This window comes from Synechococcus sp. PROS-7-1, from assembly GCF_014279795.1.
GTDB lineage: Bacteria > Cyanobacteriota > Cyanobacteriia > PCC-6307 > Cyanobiaceae > Synechococcus_C.
In genome coordinates this window covers 2189587-2215381 of sequence record NZ_CP047945.1, presented here as the reverse complement: position 1 = coordinate 2215381, position 25795 = coordinate 2189587, and the positions used below count along the sequence as shown (strand labels likewise).

Below are 25795 nucleotides of genomic sequence, written 5' to 3'. Positions count from 1 at the left end.
ATGGCAGTTAATCACAGCGCCTGCTCGACTCGCTTGTCGATGGAGGCCGGTGGAGCCATCGGCGGGCCTCGTCGAGGGCCTGCTCACGCGTTGAAATCCGACCATAGGCGTGAGCCGTTGTGAGGTGCAGGATCAAGGCTCCAAGCCTTGGACCTGGCTCGAGAGAGAGCTCCTGTTGCAGGGTGTCGCCGTCCAATGGGGAGCAGGGATGAAACAGCGGGTCTTTCGGGTCTCGCCACCGCTGCATCCATTCGTCTCTGCATTGCTTCGGCCAGCAAAGAACCAGGGCTGGAAGATCAGCCTCGAGGTCCTGATGCAGGCGAAGCCTCTCGGTTTCGTTCAAGTTGCCACTGCCGCCAACACCGATGCGTTCCTGCCAGTAACGCAGCCTGGAACATCGTTGGATCTGTCGGCGGCTGAAGCGAAGCGACTTCAGTCCTGGATCGCTCAGCAGTCCTGTTAACCGAGCCAGTGGTAGGGCCAGCGTTTGCTCCTCCAGCGTCATTGATAAGTCCGCGATCAGCGCTCGGCCCAGGGTGGAGTGCGAATGCTCCACGTCTGGTGGACTCCATGGGTTGAGAAGTGCCAACGACTGCAGGAGTGCAATCGCCTCGTCGGCAGCGGGAGCAGCCACGAGTCGCAGTAATTCGGCCTGAATTCGTTCCGGGGCCGAATGCCTCAGCAATGGGCTGTTGGCTTGCACCATGGCCAGGGTGTCTGAATCAATGCGCATGTCCAGTTCGGCCATCAAGCGCAGTGCGCGCAGCAAGCGCAAGGGGTCATCGCGGAGATTGCTCTCTCGGATTGCACAGATCAGCCCGTTCTGAAGATCTTGGATGCCCCCCGTGGGGTCGATCAGTTGCTGGGGATCCGACAGACTCAGTGCAATGGCGTTGAGTTTGAAGTCGCGTCGGAAGAGATCCTCGATTAGGTCATCTCCCTCGAACCTGGCGAAATCGATCGTCCAGCCCTTCAGTACCAGCCGAGCCATGTCTCGCTGTTCGTCCAGCACCACACACACGCCACCGTGATCCTTGGCGAGGCGTTGGACGGTGCCCAGCACCGCACCAGGGATTACCAGATCGAGGTCAGGGCAGGGGGGCAATCGGTTCAACAAACCGTCGCGAACCGCTCCGCCAACCAGAACCGCTCCTTCAGGTAGCTGAGAGGGTTTGAGAGGCCATCGATCCGGCTCGAGTCGGTGCCAGAGCAGGCCAGGCAGTCGCTCTGGATCCATCGTCAGAATGGTGTCCGCACTGGAACCGTTGGGCATGTGCATCTGTGTGGACTGCCGCTGGGTCGATCGTTGTCAGGCCTATCACGCGGTTGAGCGTCAGCATGGTGCCGTGCATCTCTGCGAGGCCCCGCAGATGAAGCCTGTTGAACCGAGGATTCACATCAGTGTGCATGACCTTCCCCATGGGCAGGTCGGCGTTGAATGGGATGTGCGTGCCTGCGGAAGCTTCACCCTCGATCAAGGACGATGGGCGAGGTTGCGCCCTGGTGAAGAGGTGCCTCAATGAGCGACTGGGTCCTAGCACTGCACAGCTCATCGGAAACCCTGGGTCTGGCCATGGTCTCTGCGCGGGCACCCCTCAGCTCGGCGAATGTTCTCTGCCATCCCATGGGGCGTGCGCTGACGAATGCGCTTCCCTCCGTGCTGGAGGAGGTCTTGCCGGTGTCTGAATGGCCTGGAATTCGTCGCCTGGCTGTGGCCACAGGCCCTGGGGGATTCACAGGCACCCGGTTGACGGTCGTGCTGGCTCGCACGCTGGCTCAACAGCTCCAATGTCCTCTCGATGGCTTGAGCAGCTTTCTATTAATGGCCCCGCGTCTGCAGCTTGAGCTTCCTGCTGCGCAGCGAGGTGAACCTTTCTCCATTGTTCAGGTTCTGCCTCGGCGGGGTCGGGTCGCCGGGCGTTATCAGGTGCGTGACGGCTGGAACCAAGACAACGCGACTTGCGCGGAGACGGATCTCAGGGAACTGAAGGTTCCGGTGCTGCTTGATGACGCTGAGCAGCCGGCCCCTGCGCTGACCATGGCCGTCGATGTGGGGTGTGATGTGCTTCAACTGCTGCGCCTCTGTCAGGATCGCCATGCAAGCCATGCATCGGGTCCCTGGGACGCCGTGCTGCCGATTTACCCCACCTCCCCGGTGGGAGCCGTGTGATGGGCCTTGGCATCCGCTCCCTCCTGTTGGTTTCAGCGTTGGTGGGCGGAGCCGCTCTCGCGACGCCACTTCGGCCTTTCACCAAGGCAGCGCTGACCCGGCAAAATCCGCAGAGAATTCTTGTGCTGGGTGGTGATGCAGATCGAGAACGCATCGGTTTACGGTTGGCTCGCCAACTGGAGTTGCCGCTGGTGGTCAGCGGCGGAACCAATCCTGAGTACGCCCAATGGTTGATGGAGCATGAGGGACTGGGGAAGAACGAGGTTCGACTTGATTACCGGGCGCAAGACACGCTCGGCAATTTCACCTCACTCGTCGATGAGCTGGAGGGTGAGGGGGTTGAGCATGTGTTGTTGGTGACCAGTGAGGATCATTTGCCTCGCGCCATGATTGTTGGGGGGATCGTGGCCGGCAGCCGTGGAATCCGCTTGACGGGCGTGCCGGTGAGCTGTGCCGAGCGATGCCGAACGGAAAGCATGGGAAAACGGTGGGGTGATGGCCTCCGCGCCCTGGCCTGGGTGATCAGTGGGCGTGATCTGAAGCCCTGGGCACTTCGGCAATGGCCCGAACTCTTCTCTCAGCCCTGATCGAGCAGGGCATTGATCCTGCGTTGGAGTTCGATGGTGGCGGCCTCCAGGTCGGGTTTGCGGCGGCTTGTGGGGGCAGGGATCGGCTCACCGATGCGCAGCTGGACGGGCACCAACCTGGGCCAGCTTCGCCCCGTGCCCAGGGCCCGATGACTGTTGAGGATGGCCACGGGCAGAAGCGGTGCTCCTGAACGAGCGGACAGCAGGGCCGCTCCGGGCATGGGGTGATTGACACGGCCGTCTGGCTGGCGCGTTCCATCCAGGAACACGCCAATCGCCCATCCTTCCTGAAGGCGGGCTGTGGCGGTGCGGATTGCTTCTCGGTCACTGGCGCCACGTTTCACGGGGTAGGCCCCGCAGGCCCGGATCAGAGGGCCCAGCAGGGGAATACGGAAGAGTTCCGCCTTCGCCATGAAGGCCACAGGACGCCCCAGGGCATGCCCCAACAGGGGTGGATCGAGATGGGAACCATGGTTGGCCACCACCACAAGAGGACCCTGCATGGGGACTTGCTCATTCCCGCGGGTACTTCCTCGGAACAGCAGCCGGAATAGCGGAAAGACCAGCACTCCGCTCACAAGCCGGTAGGTGAGACTCGGTCGTGGCGTCAAGATCAGGGGTCCTGACGGTTGATTCTGGGAGTCAGGAGTGTTCACGCTTAGAGACCGAGATCGCCAGCTCCAGCAAGCTGGGACAGCGTGACCCCGGGCATGGCGCGTTTGGCAAGCCCACTGAGAACAGCCCCTGGGCCGACTTCCACCAGGGTCTCCACTCCGGCTTCGGTCATCGCGAGCATGGTTTCACGCCAGCGAACACCTGTGATCATTTGCCGTTGCAGGCGGCGCTTGAGCTCAGCCGCATCCATGCAGGGGGTGGGGTCCGTGTTGCTCAGGACTGGGAAGCGGGCATCCTCAAACGCGAGATCATTGAGGTGTTGCGAGAAGGCATCCGCCGCGTCCTGCATGAAGGGCGAATGAAAGGCTCCAGATACAGCCAGGGGGATCAATCGTTTGCAGGTGAGGGCCTCTCCAACCGCCGCCACGGCGTCTGCTGTGCCTGACAACACCACCTGGGCCGCACTGTTGTCGTTGGCGATCACCACGCCTTCTGTTGCGTTCACAAGGTCGTCGAGCTCGCTGCGCTCGAAACCGATGACGGCGGCCATCGCTCCTCCGCCAGCTGCAGCCATCAGTTCAGACCGGCGCTGCATCAGTTCAAGACCGGTCGCAGCATCGAAGACATCAGCGGCATAGAGGGCAACCAGTTCACCGAGGCTGTGACCTGCGACCAGGGCAGGCTCGCGACCCTGACGGCGCAGCTCATCCACAATCAGTGATTCGACCACGAACAGCGCAGGCTGGGTATTGCGCGTGTCGTTCAAATCCACAGGATCACCAGCATCCCCTGGTTCACCGCGACAAATCGCCAGTAAATCGCGGCCCAGCAGCCTGGATGCCATCGCAAAGCGCTCTTCGGCACCAGGAAGGCTGAGGACCGGATCAGCCATTCCGACTTTCTGAGACCCCTGACCAGGAAACACCCAGGCGATCGACATTCTTGACGGCGCAATCGTTGCTGGAGCCTACGCGGGCCCCTGCCAGCGAAGTAGGGCTGCTCCCCAACTCAGCCCGGCACCAAACCCGCTACTGGCCAAAAGATCGCCGGAGCAAACCCGTCCATCGCGCACAGCCTCGTCGAGCATCAATGGGATGGTGGCTGCCGAGGTGTTTCCGTATTCCGCCAGGTTGCTCAGAACCTTGGCGCTGGGAACCGACAGTCGATCCGCGACTGCATCGAGGATGCGTTGGTTGGCTTGATGGAGCAGGAGCCAGTCCAGTTGATCGGGTGAAACGTCGCAGCGCTTCAAGAGTGACTGGAGGACAGCGGGAACCTCTCGGACCGCGAACTTATACACCTCCTGGCCGTTCATCACGATCGGCTGAAACCCACCTGCACGGTGCTCGGCCCCATCGACGAGGGGAGAGGCGGCGCCAATGGCTGGCAAATTGAGAACGGCGCCGCGCGACCCGTCGCTCTGAAGCAGAAAACCGAGGAGTCCATCCTGATCCGTGGCTTCCAGAACGACGGCTCCGGCGCCATCGCCAAACAACACACAACTGCGGCGGTCGTCCCAGTCAACGAAGCGGCTGAGCTGGTCCGCACCGATCACCAGGGCACGGCGCATCGCGCCCGTTCGCAGGTACTGCGCTGCCGTGACCAGTGCAAACAGAAAACCGCTGCATGCAGCCGTGAGGTCGAAGGCAACAGCATTGGTCGCGCCGAGGTCGGCCTGCACTCTTGGGGCTGAACCGAACAGATCATCGGGTGTGGAGGTGGCCAGGAGAATGAGGTCAAGATCCTGGGGAGATCGACCGGCCATGGTCAGGGCGTTTCGACCTGCCTCCGAAGCAAGATCGACCAGGGTCTGACCTGCACCGCTGACTCTGCGACGACCGATGCCCGTGCGTGTGCGGATCCATTCATCATTGGTATCAACCCTCTGGCTGAGCTGATCGTTGCTGATCACCTGTGCTGCCTGTGCGCTGCCGCTGCCGATCAGGGCCACGCCAAGAACCTGCGGTGATTGTCCAGCCAAGAGAAGATCCAAGCGGGTGGCGTCAGTCAACCACAGTCCGGCAGGGGGAAGCTCAGGCTTGCACCGTCGTTTGCTGGCTGAGCGCAGCGAGATCCTCCATCACGCCATGGCTGGCGGCTGAATGGGCCAGGCGCAGGGCACTGACAACGGACAGGGCCTTGCTGCTGCCATGGCCAATCACACAGATGCCATTCACCCCAAGAAGAAGAGCACCACCATGCTCGGCGTGATCCAGTCGTTTCTTGATGCGTTTGAGATTGCTGCGCAGAAAGGCTGAGCCAACCTTGCCGCGACGGCCCCTCGGGAGTTCGGCCTTGAGCACTCCCAACAGCACGCTTCCGACGGATTCAAGGAACTTGAGAAGGACATTGCCTGTGAAGCCGTCGCACACCACGACATCGAACGCTCCGGAGAGCACGTCCCGGCCCTCGCAATTGCCGGCGAAGTGCAAGCGAGACTCCTCTTTCAGGAGCGTGTAGGTGCTGAGTGCCAGGTCATTGCCTTTGCACTCTTCCTCGCCGATGTTGAGCAGTCCGATTCTGGGCTGAGCAACCTGCAGAACATCGCGGCTGTAGATGTTGCCCAGAAGCGCGAACTGATGGAGGTAAGTGGGCTTGCAGTCCATGTTGGCGCCCACATCAAGCACTAGGACTGGCTGTCCGGGGTCTTTGGTTGGGAAGAGGGCGCCGATGGCTGGCCGGTCAATTCCCGTGAGGCGTCCCAGCCGAAAAATGGCCGATGCCATCACAGCGCCTGAATTTCCAGCGGAATACACCGCCTTGGCCTCACCGCGTTTCACGAGGTCCATGGCCACATTGATGCTGGCGTCGCGTTTGCGACGCACAACCGTGGCTTCTTCATGCATTTCGACTGACGGCCCACTCCTGATCAGTTCGAGATGACCGGCATCCATCGCAGCATTCAATGCTTCGGTGAGGCCTGAGGCCGCCGCAGCCTTGAGGATTCGATCCGTCTCACCGACGAATCGAATGCGTACGGCCAGCCGTTCGATGGCTTGCAGGCAGCCTTCCAGGATTGGCGCGGGAGCATGGTCACCGCCCATGCCATCCACAGCGACCCAGATCCTCTCCTGGTCGTTGATCTCGATGTCTTCACCGGGCAGGCCGCCTTGCAGGCGGCGGAGGGGATCCATCACCGGTTGCAGCATGGATCCGGCCATGGAGGTCACGGATCCGGCCATGGAGCCTGCGGCATTGGCCGAGGTCGTCGCCGTGCCAACAAGGCTGGTCACAGCAGCATTGCGCCGATACCAGATCACCAGACGGCGCACCGCCTTGGAGCGGCGGGGCTTGTTCCGCGGTGTGGAGGCTGGGTTCAGCTCAGGGTCCTTCGGAGGCAACGGAATCGACGATGCGCTGGAACAGGTAACCGGTTCCTCGAGCTGTGAGGATCAGCTCGGGATTGGCCGGGTCGTCTTCCAGTTTGGAACGAAGACGGGAAATGTGAACATCCACCACGCGTGTATCAACGTGTCGTTCCGGGGTGTAGCCCCAAACCTCCTTCAGGATCTCACCACGGCTAAATGGTTCGCCTGAGCGGCTCACCAGCAGTTCAAGCAAGCTGAATTCCATCCCCGTCAGGCGGATGCGTTCATCGGCTCGGAACACCTGGCGTTTGTTGGTGTCAATTCGCAGGTCCGACACCTTGATCAATCCGGAGTTGGGAATGCCGGCGGCGTGTTCTTTTTCCACCCTGCGCAGCACGCAGCGGATTCGGGCCTCCAGCTCTTTGGGACTGAAGGGCTTGATCACGTAATCGTCCGCGCCCAGCTCAAGTCCAGTGATGCGGTCGGCCACGTCGCCCAAGGCGGTGAGCATCACGATCGGCACATCCGATTCCTTGCGCAGCTCTTGGCAGACCCCGTAGCCATCCAATTTCGGCATCATCACGTCGAGCACGACCAGATCCGGCTCGCATTCCTGGAAGCAGGCCAACGCTTCAGTGCCGTCGCAGGCGGTGACGACGTTGTAGCCGATCATCGACAGCCTGGTTTCCAGAATCCTGCGGATACTGGCCTCGTCGTCCACTACGAGAATGGTTTCCTTGGTAGGGGCTGAGGCCGTCATGTCGCCGGCAATGCTTCAAGTTATGGGTCACAAATAGGCGAGCGGCATGCCTTTTTGTTCACGCAACGCCAACTTTCTTCATTATTCGACGTGCCTCGTCCGTCCACTCTTTACGTCTGTCAGAGCTGCGGAGCGCAGACTCGGCAGTTCTTCGGTCGCTGCAACAGCTGCGGCAGCTGGAATTCTCTCGTCGAGCAGTCCGCCCCGAAGCAGGATTCACGCCGCCGCCGTGCTGGAGCCGATCAAGGCGCCGGGCCTCAGGCGCGTCGTTCAACGTCGATGGCTGCCCTTGGCGACCAGCCACTGCAGCGTCTCCCAAGCGGGTATGGGGAACTGGATCGCGTCCTCGGTGGTGGGCTGGTTCCCGGTTCGCTCGTTCTGGTGGGGGGTGACCCTGGGATCGGTAAGAGCACCCTCTTGCTGCAGAGCGCATCGGCCATCGCCAGCCATCGTTCCGTGCTTTACGTCAGTGCGGAGGAGTCGGCCCAGCAGGTGAAATTGCGTTGGCAGCGCCTCACCGCAGACCCCAGCGATCTTCAGCTTCTGGCCGAAACCGATCTGGATCTGGTGCTCGAGGAACTTGAGGCTCTGCAGCCCGATGTGGCCATCATCGACAGCATCCAGGCGCTCCACGACGGCGATCTTTCTAGTGCTCCTGGCTCAGTAGCCCAGGTGAGGGAGTGTGCGGCCGCACTTCAGCGCGTGGCCAAGCGACAGAACACCGCCTTGCTGCTGGTGGGACATGTGACCAAAGAAGGCGTGCTCGCCGGCCCGAAGGTGCTGGAACATCTGGTGGATGCTGTGCTCACCTTCGAGGGCGATCGCTTCGCCAGCCATCGTTTGCTGCGGGCTGTGAAGAACCGCTTCGGCGCCACCCATGAACTGGGTGTGTTTGAGATGCGGGGGCAGGGCCTTGCCGAAGTGGTGAATCCCAGCGAGCTTTTTCTCAGCGGGGAACGGGCGAGTGGAGTGGCCACGATCGTGGCTTGCGAGGGGACCCGTCCGCTGGTGGTGGATTTGCAGGCTCTTGTGAGCACTACCAGTTATTCCAGCCCGCGCCGCACGGCGACAGGCATCGCTGTGAACCGATTGCACCAGATTCTCGCGGTGCTGGAAAAACACATGGGCTTGCCCCTGTCGAGGTTCGACTGTTATCTGGCTGTGGCCGGTGGTTTGGATGTGGAGGAGCCCGCTGCTGATCTGGGTGTGGCCGCGGCTGTGGTGGCCAGCTACCGGGATCTGACCCTCCCTGCCGGAACCGTCTTGCTTGGGGAGTTGGGCCTGGGTGGTCAGCTTCGGCCGGTGGGACAGCTGGAACTGCGCTTGCAGGAAGCCGTGCGCCTCGGCTTTACCCGCGCAGTGGTCCCTCGGGGAAGCGGGCTGGGCCCTTTAGCCGCACGCCTTGATCTTGCTCTGCTTGAAGCAGGATCGATCACTGAAGCTCTCGTTCTCGGTTTGGGAGTGAATCCCGGCGATGACGATTGAGCGGGGTCGCGATCAGAAGTAAACGTCCACATTGCTGCGGCCACTTGACTTCAGCCAGTTTTCGATGTCGAGGTAGCCGCCGGGATTCAGTCGCACGGCTTGCGTCCAAACGTCGGCGGCTTGATCAAACCAGCCATCGGCATCGTCTCGGCGCCCCTCTTCCTCTGCGGTGCGTCCACGTTTCTCGTAAATCAGCCCCATGTTTTTCAAGCACGACGGCTGCTTGGGGTTTTCATCCAGGGCTTTCTGATAGGTCGCCAGAGCTCGGTCTTCTTCACCGTTGCTCATGTAGATGATGGCCATGTTCTTGAGGGTTTCGCCCCGGTCGATGGGGTTCTCCTCGAGCTTCAGGCTTTCCTCGTAATTTTCCAGTGCTTCTGCATAGTCGCCGTCATTTTGAGCAGAGAGCCCATCTCGGTAATACACATAGGCCTCCTTCGCTCTGGCGTTGATCGGCAACAGTTTCACGATCAGGTCAGCCATCACCGTGAAGCTCTTGTCGATGAAGTTGTCGTTGCGGTTGCTGCGGGGCACGTAGAGCTGGACGGATGGATCCATCCTGAACCCAACGGGTGATGCCTAGCGTGAGTTGATGGAATCCGTCGCCGTGTCCACATCGTCGTCAGTCGCGAGTACCTCCACGTCCAGCGCCCAGGTTGTGCTGCTGGATGTGGAGGGAATGAAGTGCGGTGGGTGCGTGCGCGCCGTTGAACGCACACTGCAGGATCAGCCTGGAGTCCAGGAAGCCAGCGTCAACCTGGTGACCCGCAGTGCTTGGCTGCGCTTCGAACCCACGGGTCTGGATGCTCAGCAGTCCCTTGAGGGGGCTCTCGAGGCCTTGCGCAGCAGGGGGTTTTCTGCCCAGCCCCGCCAGAGTGGGGTCTTGGGTGGAGATGCTGAGCCCGACCGGGCCTGGGGGTGGTGGAACCAGTGGCGTCAGCTGATGGTGGCCCTGGTGCTGTTGCTGCTCTCGGTCCTTGGCCATCTGGCTGAGGCAGGGACGCTCTCCTTGCCGTGGATCGGGACGTTGCCGTTCCATGCGGGACTGGCCACAGTCGCTCTGCTTGGACCGGGGCGATCCATCCTGCGAGGTGGTTGGGCCGCGGCTGTGAGTGGTGTTCCCAGCATGGACACGTTGGTGAGCCTGGGCGTTGGCAGCGCCTATCTCGCCAGTGTGGTGGCCTTGGTCTGGCCTGCGGTGGGCTGGCCCTGTTTCTTCAACGAACCGGTGATGCTTTTGGGCTTTGTGCTCCTCGGCCGTTTTCTCGAGGAACGGGCCCGTCGGCGTACCGGTCGAGCTCTCAAGGAACTGGCAGCACTCCAACCGTCATCGGCACGGCTTGTGATGGCCGACGGGATCGTGCGGGACGTGCCGGTGGAGCTGCTGCGGCCCGGTGAGCGCATTGAACTGCTCGCCGGAGATCGCATCCCGGTGGACGGTGTGATCGAGGAGGGCTTTTCTGCGGTGGATTCGTCCAGCCTCACGGGTGAACCGTTGCCTGTAGACGCCGGGCCAGGAACGGAGCTCAGTTCCGGTTGTCTCAATCTCGAGGCCACCCTTGTGATGGAGGTGCGCCGGGTGGGTCATGAAACAGCCCTTGCCCGCATCATCTCCTTGGTGGAACAGGCTCAGGCGCGGCGAGCGCCGATCCAAGGGCTCGCCGATCGGGTGGCTGGACGCTTCTGTTACGGCGTGGTGTCGCTGGCGCTGCTCACCTTCTTGTTCTGGTGGTTGATTGGTAGCAGCCTTTGGCCGCAGGTTCTGGAGGTTCCTGTCGTGCTGATGGATCATGGCCAAGGGCATGGAGTTCATCACTCCCTCGGAGCAGCCGCCCAGACGCCGTTCGCCCTTGGACTGCAGCTGGCGATTGCCGTTCTGGTGGTGGCTTGCCCCTGTGCTCTTGGTTTGGCGACCCCCACGGTGATCACCGTGTCGTCGGGTTTGGCAGCTCGCCAGGGTTGGCTGTTTCGGGGTGGTGATGTGATCGAGCGTTCCGCTGCGATCGAGCGCGTGATTTTCGACAAAACCGGCACCCTCACGCTGGGGAGGCCATTGGTGGACGCGGTGCTCTTGAGTGATGACCCGTCGCGCACGATTCAGCTGGCGGCCAGCCTTGAGCAGACCAGTCGTCATCCCTTGGCCCATGCCCTGCTGCAGGAGGCACAGCGCCTCAACCTCCCTCTGCTTCCGGTTCAGGAGAGTCGAACTGTGCCGGGAGCAGGGATGGAGGGATCATTGCTCGACTCTCCAGACCAGCTGCGCGTTGGATCCCTGGAATGGTTGCGGGGCCACGGGGTCGAATGGCCCGATCACCAGCGGCACGCCGTTGAAACGGCTCAGGCCAGGGGACAGTCCTTGGTGGCTGTAAGTCTGGGGGAGCGGCCGATCGGCCTGGTAGCCATCGACGATCGTCTGCGTCCCGATGCGGTGATTGCGTTGCAGCGCCTGCGATCCCAGGGACTATCACTCGGCATGCTCAGCGGTGACCGCCGACAGGCCGTGGAACGGGTGGGCCAGACGCTGGGGATCCAAGCCGATGAGATGGCCTGGCAGCTGCTTCCCGATCAGAAGCTTGAACGGCTGGAGCGTTGGCGCCAGTCTCAGCCAGTGGCGATGGTGGGTGATGGCATCAATGATGCGCCAGCTCTGGCAGCCGCTGATTTGGGGATTGCCGTGGGGACCGGTACCCAGATCGCTCAGGACACAGCTGATTTGGTGTTGATGGGTGATCGCCTGGAGGCATTGCCCGAGGCCCTCGGATTGGCGCGGCGCACGATGCGCAAGATCCGTCAGAACCTCTTCTGGGCGTTCGGCTACAACCTCATCGCACTGCCCGTTGCGGCAGGGGTTCTGCTACCAGGCTTCGGCATTCTTCTCTCCCCTCCCCTTGCTGCATTGTTGATGGCCCTGAGTTCGGTCTCCGTCGTGGTCAATGCCCTCAGCCTGCGGCTCCCCTGACCATGAGGGGGCGTTTCTTGGTGCTGGAGGGGATCGATGGCTGCGGCAAGACCACGCAGCTGCGCCAGCTTGCCGATTGGCTTCCGGGTAGTGGCCTGATGCCTGCTGGGGCAACGTTGCATCTCACCCGTGAACCTGGCGGGACTCCCCTCGGTCGTGCTTTGCGTGAACTGCTGCTTCACCCGCCTGATGAAGTGGCTCCATGCCCGGAGGCCGAGCTTCTGATGTATGCCGCCGACCGGGCTCAGCACGTGCAACGCCGAATTCTTCCAGCCCTTGAGCGCGGCGACTGGGTGCTCAGTGACCGCTTCAGTGGGTCAACCCTGGCTTATCAAGGCGATGGGCGTGGTTTGGACAGAGAATTGATTCTTGATTTGGAGCGGATTGCCACCGCTGGCCTCGTGCCGGATGTCACGCTCTGGCTCGATTTGCCTCTTGAAGCGAGCATTGCCCGACGGGGCGATCGGGCTGAGGACAGGATTGAGGCTGAGGGGCAGGCCTTTCTGAGCAGGGTGGCCAATGGATTCCGGGTGCTGGCCGCGGAACGGGACTGGGTTGTGATCCCTGCCGATTTGAGCCCAGGTGAGGTTCATAAAGCCATCCGTCTTGCTCTGGAAGGGAACACTGCCCTCAGGAGGCCGTGACCGATGGCCAGCGCGTTGTTTGCTGATCTTCATGGCCAGCCCCTTGCCACCCAGTTGCTGCAATCCGCCTTAGAGCTTCAGCGCCTTGCACCGGCGTATTTGTTCAGCGGCCCTGACGGTGTGGGTCGCAGGCTTGCTGCCTTGCGCTTCATGGAAGGTGTGCTTGGTGGCGGCAGCCAAGACCCCAGGGAGCGCCGACGTCTTGAAGAGCGCAACCATCCAGATCTGCTTTGGGTGGAGCCCACCTACAGCCATCAGGGGCGTCTCATCTCCAGGTCTGAAGCTGAAGCCGCTGGCGTGAACAGGCGCACACCGCCTCAAGTTCGTTTGGAGCAAATTCGTGATCTCGGTCGTTTTCTGGCTCGACAGCCCTTGGAGTCGGCGCGAGGGCTGGTGGTCCTTGAGCAACCGGAGGCGATGGCGGAGGGGGCGGCCAATGCCTTGCTCAAGACCCTTGAAGAGCCGGGCCACGGATTGTTGATCCTGCTATCGGCTGCCCCTGATCGCTTGCTGACCACCATCCGCTCTCGATGCCAGCAGATTCGTTTCACTCGGTTGCCAGAAGGTGCGATGCATGCCGTGCTGGCCCAGCTGCCTGATGGATCCGGTCACCAAGCTCTGGAGATTGCTGCAGCTGAGCCTGAGCTTGTGGCTCTGGCGTCAGGCTCTCCTGGAGCACTGCTCGAACACGTGCGTGTTTGGGGCACGATTCCGGAGGACTTAAGGGAGCGCCTGAAGCGTCGCCCGCAAACCCCCCTGGCTGCGCTCGCTCTTGCGAGGGATCTCTGCGAACAGCTGGAGGGAGAGCAGCAGCTCTGGTTGATCAGTTGGTGGCAAACCGTTCTCTGGAGACAGGAACTCAGCAGGGCGTCTGTGGAACGCCTGAATCGCCTGCGTCAGCAGCTGTTGTCGTTTGTGCAGCCTCGTTTGGCCTGGGAAGTGACTCTTCTTAATTTGATCAGCGTTCCGACCCCTTGATTCAGGCGCTTGCGCGGTTGTTCTGATCGTTCTGCTCACGATCCTGCCGAGCCTGGGCAAGAACATCTTCGAGACCCTCTAATTGGGCGCCGGTGGGAAGTTCCAGGCAGTAACCAGCTCCGTAGACCGTTTTGATGAAACGGGGTTTGCGGGGATCAGGTTCGAGCTTGGTGCGCAGGTGACGCACATGAACACGGATGGTTTCAATGTCATCGTCGGGCTCGTACCCCCACACTTCTTTGAGGATCAAAGAGGGTGCAACCGTTTGGCCGTGACGCTGGAGCAGGCAGTGCAGTAGCTCGAATTCGAGGTGGGTGAGGCGGACAGGCTTGTCGAACCAGATGGCTTCGAAGCGCTCAGGAACCAAGGTGAGCGGGCCGTAGCTGAGAATTTCGTGGTGGTTGCCGGATGTGCCCACAGGAGCCCGGTCGCTCCGACGTAATAGGGCCTTGATACGCACCTGAAGCTCTTCGAGATCGAAGGGCTTCGTGAGGTAATCATCAGCGCCGGAGTTGAAGCCGCTCACTTTGTCCTTGGTCCCGCCAAGTGCCGTGAGCATCAAGATCGGTATCCCCGAAGTGCGGTCATCGCGCCGGAGCCGCTGGCAGAGGGTCAGCCCATCGACTTTCGGGAGCATCAAGTCGAGAAGAATCAGGTCTGGGCTGTATTGAAGGGCGAGAGCCTGGCCTTTAATGCCGTCTTCAGCGCTTTGAACGTCAAAGCCGCTGTGCTCGAGATGGCCGCTGACCAGCTCGCGCATGTCCCGGTCGTCTTCGATCAGCAGGATGCAGGGCTTCATCGACTCGCAGGCGGTTGGATCAGGGAAGACGTGGTGATGCCGCGTCGTGGCTTGACAGATTCTCTCAAGGTTCCCTTGAACTTGCAGTGATTCATTGCGGGAGCTCTGAAAGGGCTGATCAGCTTGGATCCACTGCGGCGGAACGGGTTGGGCGAAAAGCTGGCGCTGATCGTGATGCTTGCCTCTTCAGGAAGTCTTCGGTTTCGGGTGGGTTCTGGTAACGAAATTCCATCGCTAGGAGGAATTGATCCATTGCCGGACTGTTATCCCAAAAAAACACACCACAAGCGTCTCGCTGTGGTGTGTGGTGATGAAAGCTCCCCGGGCGGGATTCGAACCTGCGACCAATCGATTAACAGTCGACCGCTCTACCGCTGAGCTACCGAGGAATGTGACCAAGAGAACTTACCCTTCAGGCCCTCCGTCCCGCAAGAGGCTCGAGCTTTCGTCGCAAGCTTGTGCCGCTGCCCCAGGCTCCGATGCGCCCGTTTTCCATGCGGGCAGCGCCATCGGCGTGATCCAGCTCTGCGAGGCGATGGGTGACCCAGAGTGCGGTCAGAGGGCTTTTGGAGCGGTGGCAGAGCTGTTGAACTGTTGCCAGGATCGAGACCTGGCTCGCCGTGTCGAGAAGGGCGGTGGGTTCGTCGAGCAACAGCAGATTGGCTTCGCTGGCGAGAGACCCTGCAATGGCGAGGCGCTGCTTTTGCCCACCGCTCAGGGTGTGAATCGGACGGCCAGCCATACCGGCCAGGCCGACCTGCTCGAGCAAGTCCTGAATCCTCTTGGACTTCTCGGGCCTCGAGAGATGGGACGGCAGATTGAGCAGAAGCTCGCTGCCGCAGCTCGGGAGCAGCAGTTGATGGTCGGGGTTCTGGAAGACCAAAGCAGGCCGCAGAGCACAGTGCACTTGGCCGCTCTGCGGCTTGAGCAGGCCGCAGATCATCCGGAACAGGGTGCTCTTGCCGCTCCCGTTGCTGCCCACCAGCATCCAGAGTCCGGGGGATCGGATCTGGATGCTGCATTGATCGAGTGCCCTGGTTCCGCAGGGCCAACAGAAGCTGACCCGATCAAAGCGAAGCGCTGCTTGCTCAGAGTCGGCCTGTTCCACCGGTCGCATTCTGGTCAGGCTTCAAAGGAGAAGCCCGGGCGCTTCGTGCCTCCGCTGGCGGCTGTTTTCTCGTAAATCTGTACAGCCAGTAGATCGCTCGTCAGAACGCTGAGGCGCTTGCCCTCCACCTTTTCGCAGCTGAGCTCGAGCAGACGTGGCTGTCCTTGTTCAAGGGCCGAGCGCACTTGTTGGTAAAGCGCTTCTGCCGAATCGTGCTCCTTTCTCTGCACGGATACCGGCATCGGGCTCATGCGCAGAGCCAGCTCAATCACGTACACAGACCAATCCCGTAGACGGAACCATCTTCGCCAATCAGCGCGTTCCCCGGGTTGTTGGGCATTTGTACTCATGTCGGGCCTGTTGTTCGGCTTTCTTGCCCACAAACCGTCGATGACCACTAGGCTCGTCACGTAAAGCTTCATGAAGCTCTCTCATGACGATCGCTGTAGGACGCGCGCCACAGCGGGGATGGTTTGACGTCCTCGATGACTGGCTCAAGCGCGACCGCTTCGTATTTGTCGGCTGGTCCGGCATTCTTCTCTTCCCAACGGCCTATCTGGCCATCGGTGGCTGGCTCACTGGCACCACCTTTGTCACCTCCTGGTACACCCACGGCATCGCCTCGTCGTACCTGGAAGGTTGCAACTTCCTCACCGCTGCTGTGTCCACCCCCGCTGATGCGATGGGTCACAGCCTGCTTCTTCTCTGGGGCCCTGAGGCCCAGGGCGACTTCGTTCGCTGGTGTCAGCTCGGCGGCCTCTGGGCCTTCGTGGCACTCCACGGCGCCTTCGCTCTGATCGGCTTCATGCTTCGTCAGTTCGAGATTGCTCGTCTGGTGGGCATCCGCCCTTACAACGCCATCGCCTTCTCCGGTCCGATTGCGGTGTTCGTCAGCGTCTTCCTGATGTACCCCCTCGGCCAGAGCAGCTGGTTCTTCGCGCCCTCCTTCGGTGTGGCTGCGATCTTCCGCTTCCTCCTCTTCCTCCAGGGCTTCCACAACTGGACCCTGAATCCCTTCCACATGATGGGCGTGGCCGGCATCCTCGGCGGCGCACTGCTGTGTGCCATTCACGGCGCAACAGTGGAAAACACCCTGTTTGAGGACGGCGAGCAGGCCAACACCTTCAAGGCGTTCGAGCCCACTCAGGAAGAAGAGACCTATTCCATGGTCACCGCCAACCGCTTCTGGAGCCAGATCTTCGGAATTGCGTTCTCCAACAAGCGCTGGCTGCACTTCTTCATGCTGTTCGTGCCTGTGATGGGCCTGTGGACCAGCTCCATCGGCATCATCGGCCTGGCCCTCAACCTGCGCGCCTACGACTTCGTGTCGCAGGAGATCCGCGCTGCAGAAGATCCCGAATTCGAGACCTTCTACACCAAGAACATCCTTCTCAATGAAGGTCTGCGTGCCTGGATGGCACCGGCTGACCAGCCGCACGAAAACTTCGTCTTCCCTGAAGAGGTTCTGCCTCGCGGCAACGCTCTCTGATCAACGTTCCGATCGGAAGCTCTTGAATAGCGCCTGCTTCGGCAGGCGCTTTTTGATGGAGAGCTTCCTAGCGAAATCACACGTTGACGTATCTATTCAGTTACGTATCGGTTTCAGTTCTGTGTGGATGCCGATGTTGCAGGACAAAGCCACAATTGCCAATCACCGTCGAGTGACATCGTCTGTTGTTTGCAGGATGCGGGCGTTTTGCGGGTGATCAGCCAGTGGCGTTCGCTAGGGCGTTCCGATTGGTGCCGGCGAAGGGCTCGATCGGAGTACCAGCCCAGTGAAGGCCGGGTTGGTCCCTGCAAATACACCGGATCCTCGTCTGGAACTGTGCGGATGACGGCAGCGAGGGGCCTTGGATCCCAGGTTTCGTTCAATTCCCAAAGCCAGAGACGGCTATACCAAAGGCTGAGTAGAGCCAGACTCCAGCCGATCAGCAGAAACATCAGACCACGTAATCGCCTGATCTTGTTGAGTGAGCGCAGCCAGAGGCCTCCCATCAGTAACCCGACGCCCGCCCAAAGGAACGGTGCGGGGGGGAAGGCGTCGGTGACTCCGAGCATGGTCATTGAGCCAGCTAGCAGTAAACCCGCGCCAAGCCCTGTCCAGATGAGTGGCACCCAACGGGGCTTGCCACTCGCCAACAGTTGACTCAGTCCCTCACCGCAGAGCAGGGCGATGGCCGGCCAGAGCAGATGGCTGTACCAGGGCAGCTGGGTGCGCAGCGGAAGCACAAGCGCAGCGCTACCCAGGAGCAGTCCCAGCTCCCAGAGTCCGGCGCGTTCATGGCGGTGATGCCACGCCCAGCGGAATCCAGCTGGCAGAAGCAACAACCACGGCCATCCGCCCTCCAGCACCTCCGTGATGGGAACGAGCCAGCTCCCCTGATTGCCTTCCACCACAGTGGTCACCCGGCTCAGGCCCTGACCACCCCACATCAGAAGGGCATCCAGTCCACGCCACCAGCCATGCCAGAGATGCCAGGCGAGGCCAGGCGAAGCCCCAAGCAGCAGCAATCCGAAGCGTCGGCTGATTGGGATGCTGGGTGCTCGAGGTTGCGGGTCTCGGCTCAGGTGTTGCTGGCTCACCCTTTCCAGCACTCCGATTGCGACGATGATCGCAGCGAACCCGATCAGGGCTGGAGGCTTGAGCAGCAGCACGCCGGTGCACCCCAGCCCCGCCAGCACTGCGTAGCGGCCATGCCGCCGGCTGCCCAGCCATCCCAGCCACAGCATCAGGCTGCAACTCACGAGGCTTCCGTCAAGCATTGCTAGACGACCATGGCGTGCCATCGGCAGCAGGGTCATCAGCACCAATCCAGCAGTCAGCGCTGATCGCTCTCCTTGCTCATCGCGGCTGAGTTCCCTGCGCAGCAACACCAGCAAGGGCACGGCCAGGGTGGATACCAGGGCCGGCACTGCGCGCACAGCCCATTCTCCTTCCCCCCAGCTCTGGATGCTTGTGCCGATCAGCCAGTGCAGTGCAGGCGGCTTGTTGAGATAGGGCTCGCCAGCATCCTTCACGGCCAGCAGCCAGCGCAGTCCGGTTTGCTGGGATGTGGCGCGAGCCACAGTGGCCACGATTCCCTCATCCCAGTCCCTTAACGGAACATTGCCGAGCCAGGGAAGCCAGACCGCGAGTGTTGTGATCCAGAGAGTCAGGGGCGCTAGTAGACCCCGAGTCCGTCCGCTTCCGTTAAGGTTCAAGTGTTCAGACCGCAGTGGTGTGGGGGTGTTCGTTGATCTTCGGATCCAGAACTCCTTCGGATGCATCACCGGCGATCATCAATCCATCCAGGAGGAGGTGTCCATGAGTTCCAGTTCTTTCACCCAGGGTCTGCTGATCGCGGAGAACGCCGGCTGACGGCTTCATCTTCTGACTGATCAATCGGTTCCGCGCCAGAGCGGACCCGGCGAGAGCCCCCGTTCGGATTCCGAGCGGGGGCATCGTTTTTAAGAGCGTTTGGTGCGCCGCGAGGGGGATGGTGGAAGAGGGCGTTCCAGCAGTGTGCCGAGTTCGCTGTCAAGGATGGGATGGCGCGGTCCCTGCCGCTGCAAGACGACAACGCCATCCCGGATGGCTTGCGGGGTGTAGGTCTGATGGTTTGCTTCAATCCAGGCCAGGCTTTTCTTCAGTTGGCGCCAGTCCCTTCGGAACGCCATCCCGTAGCGCTCCAGGAGTGAGAGATCCACGGCAATCCACTCCACGCTCTGCTCCTGGCGGTTCTGATCCAGATACTCGGTGGCGTAGGGAAAGCGCACGATTGCCCGACGTTGGGCCAGCAGGGGTACCAGGGGCGTGTTCGCTGCCACAGAGGCTGTTGCTGGGATCACTTTCAGGGCCTCCCGCGCCTCTAGCCCATGGGCCCATTGCTTCGTCGGTGGGGCGTAAATCCAAGGGTCGATGCTGTCAGGCATCACCAAGGACAGGCTGCGGTGGGGATTGCTGGTCAGGGTGAGCAGGAGCGATAGGGCCAGGGCTGTTCCCCAAGCCAGTCGCATGCGTGGTCCTGGTGATGGATCAGCACGGCGCTCCCACCAGAACAAGGCTCCCAAGGCAAAACCGGGCACCACCAACCAGGTGTAGCGAATGGTGATCGCCAGGGGGTCATTGGTTCCCTGGGCTAAAAACAGCCCCAACAGGCTGGGACCTGCGAGCAGCCAGGTATCGAGACTGATCAGGGGGACAAAAAGAAAGGGCAGGCTGTGGCCCAGCAGGTATCGCAGGGTTTTCCCTGGTGGATCGATCAGTTGCTGAGCAACCAAGGCCGGTTGGCTCAGGACACGCCTGAGCACCCCGAGGCTGCTGCTCCCCTTGTTCGGATCAGCGCCGAGGTACTGGCCAAAGTTCTCCACCATGAAGCGCTTGCTGTTGTCGTCGGAGAACAACGGCATCAACACGTTGGTGCAAACAACAACCCAGCCACCACCCCAGGCGATCAGCATCAACGCCAAGCGCCAGCGCTCCCGGGATCGCACAAGAAGCCATACCCCAATGGCAACGAGTATCACTCCTGTGTCCTCGCGGATCAGGGGCATAAGCAGGGCTCCTGTCAAGATCAGGGCACGTCGGTTCTCCAGCAAGCCGAGCATCAACACGAACACGGCCAGAGGCAGCTGGCAGAGATCGGAGAAATTGCCGAGGGTGGGTCCGATCAGCGCATTGCCTGCGAAGTAGGCAACTACAAGCCAGTTCGCCGTTCTTGCTGGGAGGCGTGGGGTCGCCAGTCGGTGCAGCACCAAGCCAGCAGCCGTGATCAGGCCCACCTGCACAACAGGAAGGGCAGTGGAGCCGAAGACGACAAGCAGTGGCGCCCAGAGCAGCAGGGTGGGTGTGAAGTGTTGGCCGAGCCGTTCGTAACCCACGAATGGGAGCTGACCGGCATGAACAACGTTGGTGGAGAGTTGCGAGGAGAGGGAACTCTCAAACCAATGGCCATGCAGGCTGTTCCATGCCACCTGTTGGAAAATTCCCTGGTCGTATCCGGCGAGCAGGACCCAGGATTTCCACAGCTGCAATCCGAGCGTCACAACGGCAAACAGGCTGGCCGCCAGCACGAGGGCATTGGAACGGCTGCGGCCTTCGCATCGCTGATGGTTTGTCACACGCGACGAACGAGAGGTCCAGCTCAACCAATCAGTTCATTCTGCACGGTGTGCATTCCCACCCCCGCCCAGGTTTTTTGTATCAAGGAGTGCCATTTGCGCTTCAAAAAGAATCGGTTGATACAGGTCGGACGAATGTCCGGCACACGGCTGCTGGTTAAGGGTTGGTAATGCAACAAATTCCGTTCATCGCTTCGGCGTGTTCCCTCAATTTTTGGTGTGAGGAATCTCATGAAACTTTTCCAGCAACTGCTGGTGGCACCTGCAGCCCTGGGCCTTCTGGCTCCCATGGCCGCCAACGCCACTGAGCTGAACATCAACGGTGTGTCCGACTACGCCGAGTCCGGCGAGCAGGTCACCAGCATCACTCAGTTCTCCGATGTGTATCCCACCGACTGGGCATACCAGGCACTGAGCAACCTGATCGAGCGCTACGGCTGCGTCGCTGGTTATCCCAACGGCACTTACCGCGGCAACCGGGCGATGACCCGCTTTGAAGCGGCTGCCCTGCTGAATGCCTGTCTCGACCGCGTCACCGAAGTGACCGACGAGCTCAAGCGCCTGATGAAGGAGTTCGAGAAGGAACTCGCGATTCTCAAGGGCCGTGTTGACGGTCTGGAAGCCCGCGTGGGCGAGCTGGAATCCACCCAGTTCTCCACCACCACCAAGCTGAAGGGCAAAAGCACCTTCGTGATTGGTGCCAACTCCTTCGGCGGTGATGCCAAGCAACTCAACATTTCTCAAGGTGATGAGTTGATTGGAGGAGTCCCTGCTGGTCTTCTGGGTCGGCTTGTTGATCAGCGCTTTGAAAATGTAGACGATCGAAAAAAAGCTAAGGAAGCCTTGAAAAAGGGCGGCAAGATTAAGTTGGCTAATGGCAATGAAATTGAAGTAACCAAGGCTGATTTGGCTGATAAAGCTGCTGCCAATCTTGGTGCAGCCGTTTTCAACTACGACCTTCAGCTGGAACTCCTGACCAGTTTCACCGGTAAGGATCTCCTCAAGACCCGTCTGCGCACCGGTAACTTCCAGAACAGCGCTTTCGGCTTTAATGCGCCGACTGGAATCGGAAGCCCCTTTGGTGGTCAATTCAAAACTCCCTCAGGCATGGAAGCTGCCTTTGAGGAAGGAGTTGCCGGTAACGCCATCATTGTTGACCGACTCTTTTATCAATTCCCCCTCGGCAGTAATTTCACTGTCACTGCCGGTGGTCAAGTCCGTCAGGACGACATGCTGGCTGTGTGGCCGAGTGCTTATCCAGCTGACACCGTCCTCGACTTCTTCACCTATGCCGGTGCTCCGGGTACTTACAACCTGAACCTCGGTTCCGGTGCTGGTATCTGGTGGGAGAACGATGGCTTCAGCGTGAGTGCCAACTACGTGTCGAGCAACGGCAACGAGTCAGACCCAAGGATCGCTGGTATCGCCACTGATGGAGCCTCGGGAACTGGAACCGTTCAAATCGCTTACGCCAAGGACAACTGGGGCCTTGCAGCTGCCTACAACTACAGCTCCGAGAACTTCGGAAACATGTATCAGGGCACTGCGACACCGCTTGCGACTGAAGTCGGCGGTCTCGGTAACACCAACTCCGTGGGTGTCAGTGCTTACTGGTCTCCTGAAGACCCAGGTTGGATTCCTTCAATTTCCGTCGGTTGGGGTCTGAACTCAACCAGCGGTACTAACGACTCCACCCTGTTTGGCTATGACTTCGACTCAGCCACCACTCAGTCCTGGTCTGTGGGTCTTCAGTGGGCCGATGTGTTCCTGAAGGGCAACATGGCTGGTATGGCTGTCGGTCAGCAGGGCTTTGTAACAGCCCTGGATCTCTCGAACGACGGCGACCGGTTCAGAAGTGCTTCGGATGTCGAAGAGACTCTGGTTCGTGACGGTCAGTACGCCTGGGAATGGTGGTACATGTTCCAGGTCACCGACAACATCACGGTCACCCCTGCGATCTTCTATCTCAGCCGTCCTTTCGGAACGACAACCCAGGGTGAAACCTTCAATCAGTTCGGCGGTCTTGTGAAGACCACTTTCCAGTTCTGATTTCAGCAGCGAAGGCTGGATTTGGATCCGTCTGATCCAGCCTTGCGTGTCTCATCCCTCTCCACTTTTTGAGTGGAGAGGGTTTTGTGGACAGCTTGTACAGCGGCCTCCTGTGCAAGCTGTGTCCTCACCATTAAGTTCTGGCTGGACAGAAATGTCCTATCCCTCAATTTTTGGTGTGAGGAATCCAATGAAACTTTTCCAGCAACTGCTGGTGGCACCTGCAGCCCTGGGCCTTCTGGCTCCCATGGCCGCCAACGCCACTGAGCTGAACATCAACGGTGTGTCCGACTACGCCGAGTCCGGCGAGCAGGTCACCAGCATCACTCAGTTCTCCGATGTGTATCCCACCGACTGGGCATACCAGGCACTGAGCAACCTGATCGAGCGCTACGGCTGCGTCGCTGGTTATCCCAACGGCACTTACCGCGGCAACCGGGCAATGACCCGCTTTGAAGCGGCTGCCCTGCTGAATGCCTGTCTCGACCGCGTCACCGAAGTGACCGACGAGCTCAAGCGCCTGATGAAGGAGTTCGAGAAGGAACTCGCCATCCTCAAGGGCCGTGTTGACGGTCTGGAAGCCCGCGTGGGCGAGCTGGAAGCGACCCAGTTCACCACCACCACCAAGCTGAAGGGTCAAACCACCTTCGTGACTGGTGCTGTGACCGCCGGCGGTGACGACGGTTCCAAGTACATCTACGACACCAACGCCACCTACTTCGACGACTCTGCTGACGCTGTCAAGCAGATCGGCAAGGTGCAGCGCAAGAACCGCAACACCAAGTTCAACAAGAACGGCACCAACGGTGGAGCCAACGCCTACAACCGCAACTACGGCGCCTTCACTTTCAACTATGACCAGCGCCTGAAGCTGAACACCAGCTTCACCGGTAAGGACCTGCTGGTTGCCCGTCTGCGTACTGGTAACTTCAGCAAGAGCGGTAACGGCAACGCCTTCGGTGGTTCCGGTGTGAACCTGACCGCTCTCGACATCGCCACCGACTCCGGTGTGCAGGACGAGAAGGCCAACATCGTCACCCTCGACCGTCTGTTCTACAAGTTCCCGGTTGGCAAAGAGTTCACCGTGATCGCCGGTGCACTGGCTCGTAACACCGAGTCCATCGCTCTCTGGCCTTCTGTTTACAACAAGGGTGCCTCCAAGATCCTCGACTGGACTGCTCTGATGGGCACCAGCGGTGTTTACAACAAGGAGACCGGACAGCTGATCGGTGCCTACTGGAAGCAGAAGGTCGACAAGGGCCAGAACGCTTTCAGCGTGTCTGTCAACTACGTTGCTGACGACGGCAACGGCAACTCCACCGATCCCACCACTGGTGGTTTCCTGACCGACAACTCCGAGGCCAGCTTCCTGGCTCAGATCGGTTATGCCGGTCCTCAGTGGGGTCTGGCGTTCGGTTACCGCTACGGCCAGTGCGACAGCGGCAACGGCTATCGCCGTGGCACCGAGTTCGCCAAGCAGGACAAGTGGAACAACAACTGCTTCTATCAGCCCACTAAGACTGTCAACGTTGACGGCACCAAGTACGCCGTCCCCAACGGTGATCCCAAGAAGCGTGGTGGTGCTTCCACCAACAGCTACGCGCTGAACGCCTACTGGCAGCCCGAGAACCCTGGTTTCATCCCTTCCATCTCTGTGGGCTGGGGCATCAACCAGAACACCACCAGCAACAAGGTTGGCGGCACTCCCGTCAACAGCCAGAGCTGGATGGTTGGCCTGAAGTGGGACGACGTGTTCCTGAAGGGCAACGACCTCGGCTTCGCTGTGGGTCAGCCCACCTTCGCCACCGGCCTCGAGTCCTGCGACGGCAAGCGCAGCGACAAGCGTGAAGTTTGTGGTTCCACCCCCTTCGACGGCAACTACGTCTTCGAACTGTTCTACAACTTCCAGGTCACCGACAACATCAAGGTCACCCCTGCGATCTTCTACCTGTCCCGCCCCATGGGTCAGTACACCAACAACCTGGTGGAGAACGGTCAGGGCTACGACGGTCAGTTCAACGTGTTCGGCGGTCTGATCCAGACCACCTTCAAGTTCTGATCTGACATCAGCACGATCTCTTGGGTCCGTTTGTACGGGCCCTCGAGATTCTTTTCCTCACATCATTCACTTTTCACACACTTTGATTCCCCCTCAATTCGAGGGGGTTTTTTATTGACTGTTGACTAGACCATCAATCAACGCTCTGTCCAAGAAGCGCTGATGATTGGATGGGTTGAAAGGAGCGCGAGCCCAGGGTTTGCTATGGCGATTGCCCCAGACATCACAGCCCTCGTGGGACGCACTCCCATGGTGCGGCTTAATCGCTTGCCCAAGGCCTGGGGATGCTCTGCTGAAATCGTGGCCAAGTTGGAAAGCTTCAACCCAACGGCGTCGGTGAAGGATCGGATTGCCGGGGCCATGGTGGAGGCTGCTGAAAGCGCTGGCACCATTGCACCTGAGCGAACTGTTTTGGTGGAACCCACCAGTGGAAACACCGGAATCGCCTTGGCAATGGTGGCAGCGGCCCGTGGTTATCGGCTGATTCTCACGATGCCCGACACGATGAGTACCGAACGCAGGGCGATGCTCAGGGCCTATGGGGCTGAGCTGCAGCTCACACCAGGTATGGAGGGCATGCAGGGGGCCATTGAGCGGGCGCGGGAGTTGGTGAAGGAGATCCCTGGTGCCTATCTCCTCCAGCAGTTCGATAACCCCGCGAACCCTGCGGTGCACGCAGCATCCACAGCCGAAGAGATCTGGGCTGATACGGAGGGTGTCCTGGATGCTCTGGTGGCCGGGGTGGGGACCGGGGGAACCATCACCGGTTGCGCCCGAGTGCTGAAAGAGCGTCAGCCCAAGCTTTCGGTGGTCGCCGTGGAGCCAGCTGCCAGTCCGGTGTTGGCTGGTGGCGTTGCTGGACCCCATCGTCTGCAGGGAATCGGCGCTGGCTTTATTCCGCCCGTTCTGGAGATGGATCTGATCGATGAGATCATCGCGGTCAGCGACGATGAGGCCATGGATGTCGGTCGGCGTCTTGCTCGGGAAGAGGGGTTGCTTTGCGGGGTGAGTAGTGGTGCCGCGGTGGCCGCTGCGCTGCGACTGGGGCAACGCCCGGTCATGGAGGGATGCCGGATCGTGGTGATCTTGGCCAGTTTTGGAGAGCGCTATCTCTCTACACCGATGTTCAGCACTGCGGCGCCTCTTCCAGCACGCCGGGACGCTCAGCTGTGAC

24 protein-coding genes and 1 tRNA gene are annotated in these 25795 nt (G+C 60.5%); 11 read left to right on the top strand and 14 right to left on the bottom strand.

What is annotated here, in order from left to right; genetic code table 11:
- Positions 1-7 precede the first annotated feature (7 nt).
- Positions 8-1273 carry a CCA tRNA nucleotidyltransferase gene (locus SynPROS71_RS12100; RefSeq protein ID WP_186595350.1) on the bottom strand — a complete coding sequence of 422 codons (1266 nt, stop codon included), beginning with the start codon at positions 1271-1273 and terminating at the stop codon, positions 8-10.
- Here SynPROS71_RS12100 and SynPROS71_RS12095 point away from each other — a divergent pair.
- The 3 genes from SynPROS71_RS12095 to SynPROS71_RS12085 are packed head-to-tail and all read left to right on the top strand — an operon-like array spanning position 1272 to position 2757.
- On the top strand, positions 1272-1523 hold the full coding sequence (locus SynPROS71_RS12095) for a Ycf34 family protein (protein WP_186598078.1): 252 nt from the start codon (positions 1272-1274) through the stop codon (positions 1521-1523). The genes SynPROS71_RS12100 and SynPROS71_RS12095 overlap by 2 nt on opposite strands.
- Positions 1520-2170 carry a tRNA (adenosine(37)-N6)-threonylcarbamoyltransferase complex dimerization subunit type 1 TsaB gene (tsaB, locus tag SynPROS71_RS12090; protein WP_186595349.1) on the top strand — a complete coding sequence of 217 codons (651 nt, stop codon included), beginning with the start codon at positions 1520-1522 and terminating at the stop codon, positions 2168-2170. Before SynPROS71_RS12095 ends, tsaB begins: the two co-directional genes overlap by 4 nt.
- Complete coding sequence (locus SynPROS71_RS12085) at positions 2170-2757, top strand: YdcF family protein (RefSeq protein WP_186595348.1); 588 nt, start codon at positions 2170-2172, stop codon at positions 2755-2757. The genes tsaB and SynPROS71_RS12085 overlap by 1 nt, the downstream gene beginning before the upstream one ends.
- Here the strand turns inward: SynPROS71_RS12085 and SynPROS71_RS12080 are convergent.
- From SynPROS71_RS12080 to rpaB, 5 genes are read right to left on the bottom strand one after another with little or no spacing between them, the layout of a single operon-like run.
- Entirely contained in the window at positions 2748-3374 is a 627-nt protein-coding gene (locus SynPROS71_RS12080) for a 1-acyl-sn-glycerol-3-phosphate acyltransferase (RefSeq protein ID WP_255442524.1), read from the bottom strand. The two genes, SynPROS71_RS12085 and SynPROS71_RS12080, sit on opposite strands and share 10 nt — an antisense overlap.
- A gap of 41 nt (positions 3375-3415) precedes the next feature.
- Positions 3416-4312 (bottom strand): ACP S-malonyltransferase, encoded by an 897-nt coding sequence (fabD, locus tag SynPROS71_RS12075; protein WP_186595346.1) that lies wholly within the window; start codon positions 4310-4312, stop codon positions 3416-3418.
- Between the two features lie 27 nt (positions 4313-4339).
- The gene (locus SynPROS71_RS12070; protein WP_370586827.1) at positions 4340-5383 is read right to left on the bottom strand and encodes a beta-ketoacyl-ACP synthase III; all 1044 of its coding nucleotides are present in this window, start codon (positions 5381-5383) and stop codon (positions 4340-4342) included.
- 22 nt (positions 5384-5405) lie between these two features.
- On the bottom strand, positions 5406-6713 hold the full coding sequence (plsX, locus tag SynPROS71_RS12065) for a phosphate acyltransferase PlsX (protein ID WP_186595345.1): 1308 nt from the start codon (positions 6711-6713) through the stop codon (positions 5406-5408).
- Positions 6694-7440 carry a response regulator transcription factor RpaB gene (gene rpaB / locus SynPROS71_RS12060; RefSeq protein WP_186595344.1) on the bottom strand — a complete coding sequence of 249 codons (747 nt, stop codon included), beginning with the start codon at positions 7438-7440 and terminating at the stop codon, positions 6694-6696. Before rpaB ends, plsX begins: the two co-directional genes overlap by 20 nt.
- A gap of 90 nt (positions 7441-7530) precedes the next feature.
- On the opposite strand from rpaB, the gene radA reads away from it, so the two are divergent.
- Positions 7531-8925, top strand: coding sequence for a DNA repair protein RadA (radA, locus tag SynPROS71_RS12055; RefSeq protein WP_186595342.1), 1395 nt, complete (start codon positions 7531-7533; stop codon positions 8923-8925).
- Between the two features lie 12 nt (positions 8926-8937).
- Here the strand turns inward: radA and SynPROS71_RS12050 are convergent, their stop codons facing one another.
- A complete protein-coding gene (locus SynPROS71_RS12050; protein WP_370586826.1) occupies positions 8938-9483 on the bottom strand; it encodes a photosystem I assembly protein Ycf3 in 546 nt (181 codons plus the stop codon).
- Between the two features lie 34 nt (positions 9484-9517).
- On the opposite strand from SynPROS71_RS12050, the gene SynPROS71_RS12045 reads away from it, so the two are divergent.
- Genes SynPROS71_RS12045 through SynPROS71_RS12035 form a run of 3 tightly spaced genes read left to right on the top strand, consistent with a single transcriptional unit; the run spans position 9518 to position 13506 of the window.
- On the top strand, positions 9518-11884 hold the full coding sequence (locus SynPROS71_RS12045) for a cation-translocating P-type ATPase (protein WP_186595340.1): 2367 nt from the start codon (positions 9518-9520) through the stop codon (positions 11882-11884).
- Between the two features lie 2 nt (positions 11885-11886).
- Positions 11887-12528, top strand: a complete 642-nt coding sequence (tmk, locus tag SynPROS71_RS12040; RefSeq protein WP_186595339.1) for a dTMP kinase — start codon at positions 11887-11889, stop codon at positions 12526-12528.
- A 3-nt stretch (positions 12529-12531) separates the two neighbouring features.
- Positions 12532-13506, top strand: a complete 975-nt coding sequence (locus tag SynPROS71_RS12035; protein ID WP_186595338.1) for a DNA polymerase III subunit delta' — start codon at positions 12532-12534, stop codon at positions 13504-13506.
- A gap of 1 nt (position 13507) precedes the next feature.
- On the opposite strand, the gene SynPROS71_RS12030 is transcribed toward SynPROS71_RS12035, so the two are convergent.
- The 4 genes from SynPROS71_RS12030 to SynPROS71_RS12015 all read right to left on the bottom strand — a co-directional run bounded on the left by SynPROS71_RS12030 (position 13508) and on the right by SynPROS71_RS12015 (position 15691).
- Positions 13508-14305, bottom strand: a complete 798-nt coding sequence (locus SynPROS71_RS12030) for a response regulator transcription factor (protein WP_186595337.1) — start codon at positions 14303-14305, stop codon at positions 13508-13510.
- Positions 14306-14622: 317 nt separating this feature from the next.
- Positions 14623-14694 (bottom strand) — tRNA-Asn (locus tag SynPROS71_RS12025).
- A gap of 23 nt (positions 14695-14717) precedes the next feature.
- On the bottom strand, positions 14718-15422 hold the full coding sequence (locus tag SynPROS71_RS12020; protein ID WP_186595336.1) for an ABC transporter ATP-binding protein: 705 nt from the start codon (positions 15420-15422) through the stop codon (positions 14718-14720).
- Positions 15423-15427: 5 nt separating this feature from the next.
- Entirely contained in the window at positions 15428-15691 is a 264-nt protein-coding gene (locus SynPROS71_RS12015; RefSeq protein WP_186598076.1) for a hypothetical protein, read from the bottom strand.
- 155 nt (positions 15692-15846) lie between these two features.
- Between SynPROS71_RS12015 and psbD the strand changes: the two genes are divergently transcribed.
- A complete protein-coding gene (gene psbD / locus SynPROS71_RS12010) occupies positions 15847-16902 on the top strand; it encodes a photosystem II D2 protein (photosystem q(a) protein) (protein WP_006041823.1) in 1056 nt (351 codons plus the stop codon).
- Between the two features lie 113 nt (positions 16903-17015).
- On the opposite strand, the gene SynPROS71_RS12005 is transcribed toward psbD, so the two are convergent.
- The 3 genes from SynPROS71_RS12005 to SynPROS71_RS11995 all read right to left on the bottom strand — a co-directional run bounded on the left by SynPROS71_RS12005 (position 17016) and on the right by SynPROS71_RS11995 (position 20465).
- The gene (locus SynPROS71_RS12005) at positions 17016-18488 is read right to left on the bottom strand and encodes a glycosyltransferase family 39 protein (RefSeq protein WP_255442172.1); all 1473 of its coding nucleotides are present in this window, start codon (positions 18486-18488) and stop codon (positions 17016-17018) included.
- A 130-nt stretch (positions 18489-18618) separates the two neighbouring features.
- The gene (locus tag SynPROS71_RS12000; protein ID WP_186595334.1) at positions 18619-18855 is read right to left on the bottom strand and encodes a hypothetical protein; all 237 of its coding nucleotides are present in this window, start codon (positions 18853-18855) and stop codon (positions 18619-18621) included.
- 5 nt (positions 18856-18860) lie between these two features.
- Positions 18861-20465: a DUF2079 domain-containing protein gene (locus tag SynPROS71_RS11995; RefSeq protein ID WP_186598075.1), complete on the bottom strand. Its 1605-nt coding sequence runs from the start codon at positions 20463-20465 to the stop codon at positions 18861-18863.
- A gap of 279 nt (positions 20466-20744) precedes the next feature.
- Between SynPROS71_RS11995 and SynPROS71_RS11990 the strand changes: the two genes are divergently transcribed.
- The 3 genes from SynPROS71_RS11990 to cysK all read left to right on the top strand — a co-directional run bounded on the left by SynPROS71_RS11990 (position 20745) and on the right by cysK (position 25794).
- Complete coding sequence (locus SynPROS71_RS11990; RefSeq protein ID WP_186595333.1) at positions 20745-22562, top strand: iron uptake porin; 1818 nt, start codon at positions 20745-20747, stop codon at positions 22560-22562.
- A gap of 190 nt (positions 22563-22752) precedes the next feature.
- Positions 22753-24621, top strand: a complete 1869-nt coding sequence (locus tag SynPROS71_RS11985; RefSeq protein WP_186595332.1) for an iron uptake porin — start codon at positions 22753-22755, stop codon at positions 24619-24621.
- Positions 24622-24825: 204 nt separating this feature from the next.
- Positions 24826-25794 (top strand): cysteine synthase A, encoded by a 969-nt coding sequence (gene cysK, locus SynPROS71_RS11980; protein WP_186595331.1) that lies wholly within the window; start codon positions 24826-24828, stop codon positions 25792-25794.
- Position 25795: the final 1 nt, after the last annotated feature.

Excerpts from the sequence above, each read along its gene's own strand:
- SynPROS71_RS12095 (WP_186598078.1), top strand. The coding sequence starts at position 1,272 with ATGTGCATCTGTGTGGACTGCCGCTGGGTCGATCGTTGTCAGGCCTAT.
- SynPROS71_RS12100 (WP_186595350.1), bottom strand. The coding sequence starts at position 1,273 with ATGCCCAACGGTTCCAGTGCGGACACCATTCTGACGATGGATCCAGAG.
- tsaB (WP_186595349.1), top strand. The coding sequence starts at position 1,520 with ATGAGCGACTGGGTCCTAGCACTGCACAGCTCATCGGAAACCCTGGGT.
- SynPROS71_RS12085 (WP_186595348.1), top strand. The coding sequence starts at position 2,170 with ATGGGCCTTGGCATCCGCTCCCTCCTGTTGGTTTCAGCGTTGGTGGGC.
- fabD (WP_186595346.1), bottom strand. The coding sequence starts at position 4,312 with ATGTCGATCGCCTGGGTGTTTCCTGGTCAGGGGTCTCAGAAAGTCGGA.
- rpaB (WP_186595344.1), bottom strand. The coding sequence starts at position 7,440 with ATGACGGCCTCAGCCCCTACCAAGGAAACCATTCTCGTAGTGGACGAC.
- SynPROS71_RS12050 (WP_370586826.1), bottom strand. The coding sequence starts at position 9,483 with ATGGATCCATCCGTCCAGCTCTACGTGCCCCGCAGCAACCGCAACGAC.
- SynPROS71_RS12045 (WP_186595340.1), top strand. The coding sequence starts at position 9,518 with ATGGAATCCGTCGCCGTGTCCACATCGTCGTCAGTCGCGAGTACCTCC.
- tmk (WP_186595339.1), top strand. The coding sequence starts at position 11,887 with ATGAGGGGGCGTTTCTTGGTGCTGGAGGGGATCGATGGCTGCGGCAAG.
- SynPROS71_RS12035 (WP_186595338.1), top strand. The coding sequence starts at position 12,532 with ATGGCCAGCGCGTTGTTTGCTGATCTTCATGGCCAGCCCCTTGCCACC.
- SynPROS71_RS12030 (WP_186595337.1), bottom strand. The coding sequence starts at position 14,305 with ATGAAGCCCTGCATCCTGCTGATCGAAGACGACCGGGACATGCGCGAG.
- SynPROS71_RS12020 (WP_186595336.1), bottom strand. The coding sequence starts at position 15,422 with ATGCGACCGGTGGAACAGGCCGACTCTGAGCAAGCAGCGCTTCGCTTT.
- psbD (WP_006041823.1), top strand. The coding sequence starts at position 15,847 with ATGACGATCGCTGTAGGACGCGCGCCACAGCGGGGATGGTTTGACGTC.
- SynPROS71_RS12000 (WP_186595334.1), bottom strand. The coding sequence starts at position 18,855 with ATGCCCCCGCTCGGAATCCGAACGGGGGCTCTCGCCGGGTCCGCTCTG.
- SynPROS71_RS11990 (WP_186595333.1), top strand. The coding sequence starts at position 20,745 with ATGAAACTTTTCCAGCAACTGCTGGTGGCACCTGCAGCCCTGGGCCTT.
- SynPROS71_RS11985 (WP_186595332.1), top strand. The coding sequence starts at position 22,753 with ATGAAACTTTTCCAGCAACTGCTGGTGGCACCTGCAGCCCTGGGCCTT.
- cysK (WP_186595331.1), top strand. The coding sequence starts at position 24,826 with ATGGCGATTGCCCCAGACATCACAGCCCTCGTGGGACGCACTCCCATG.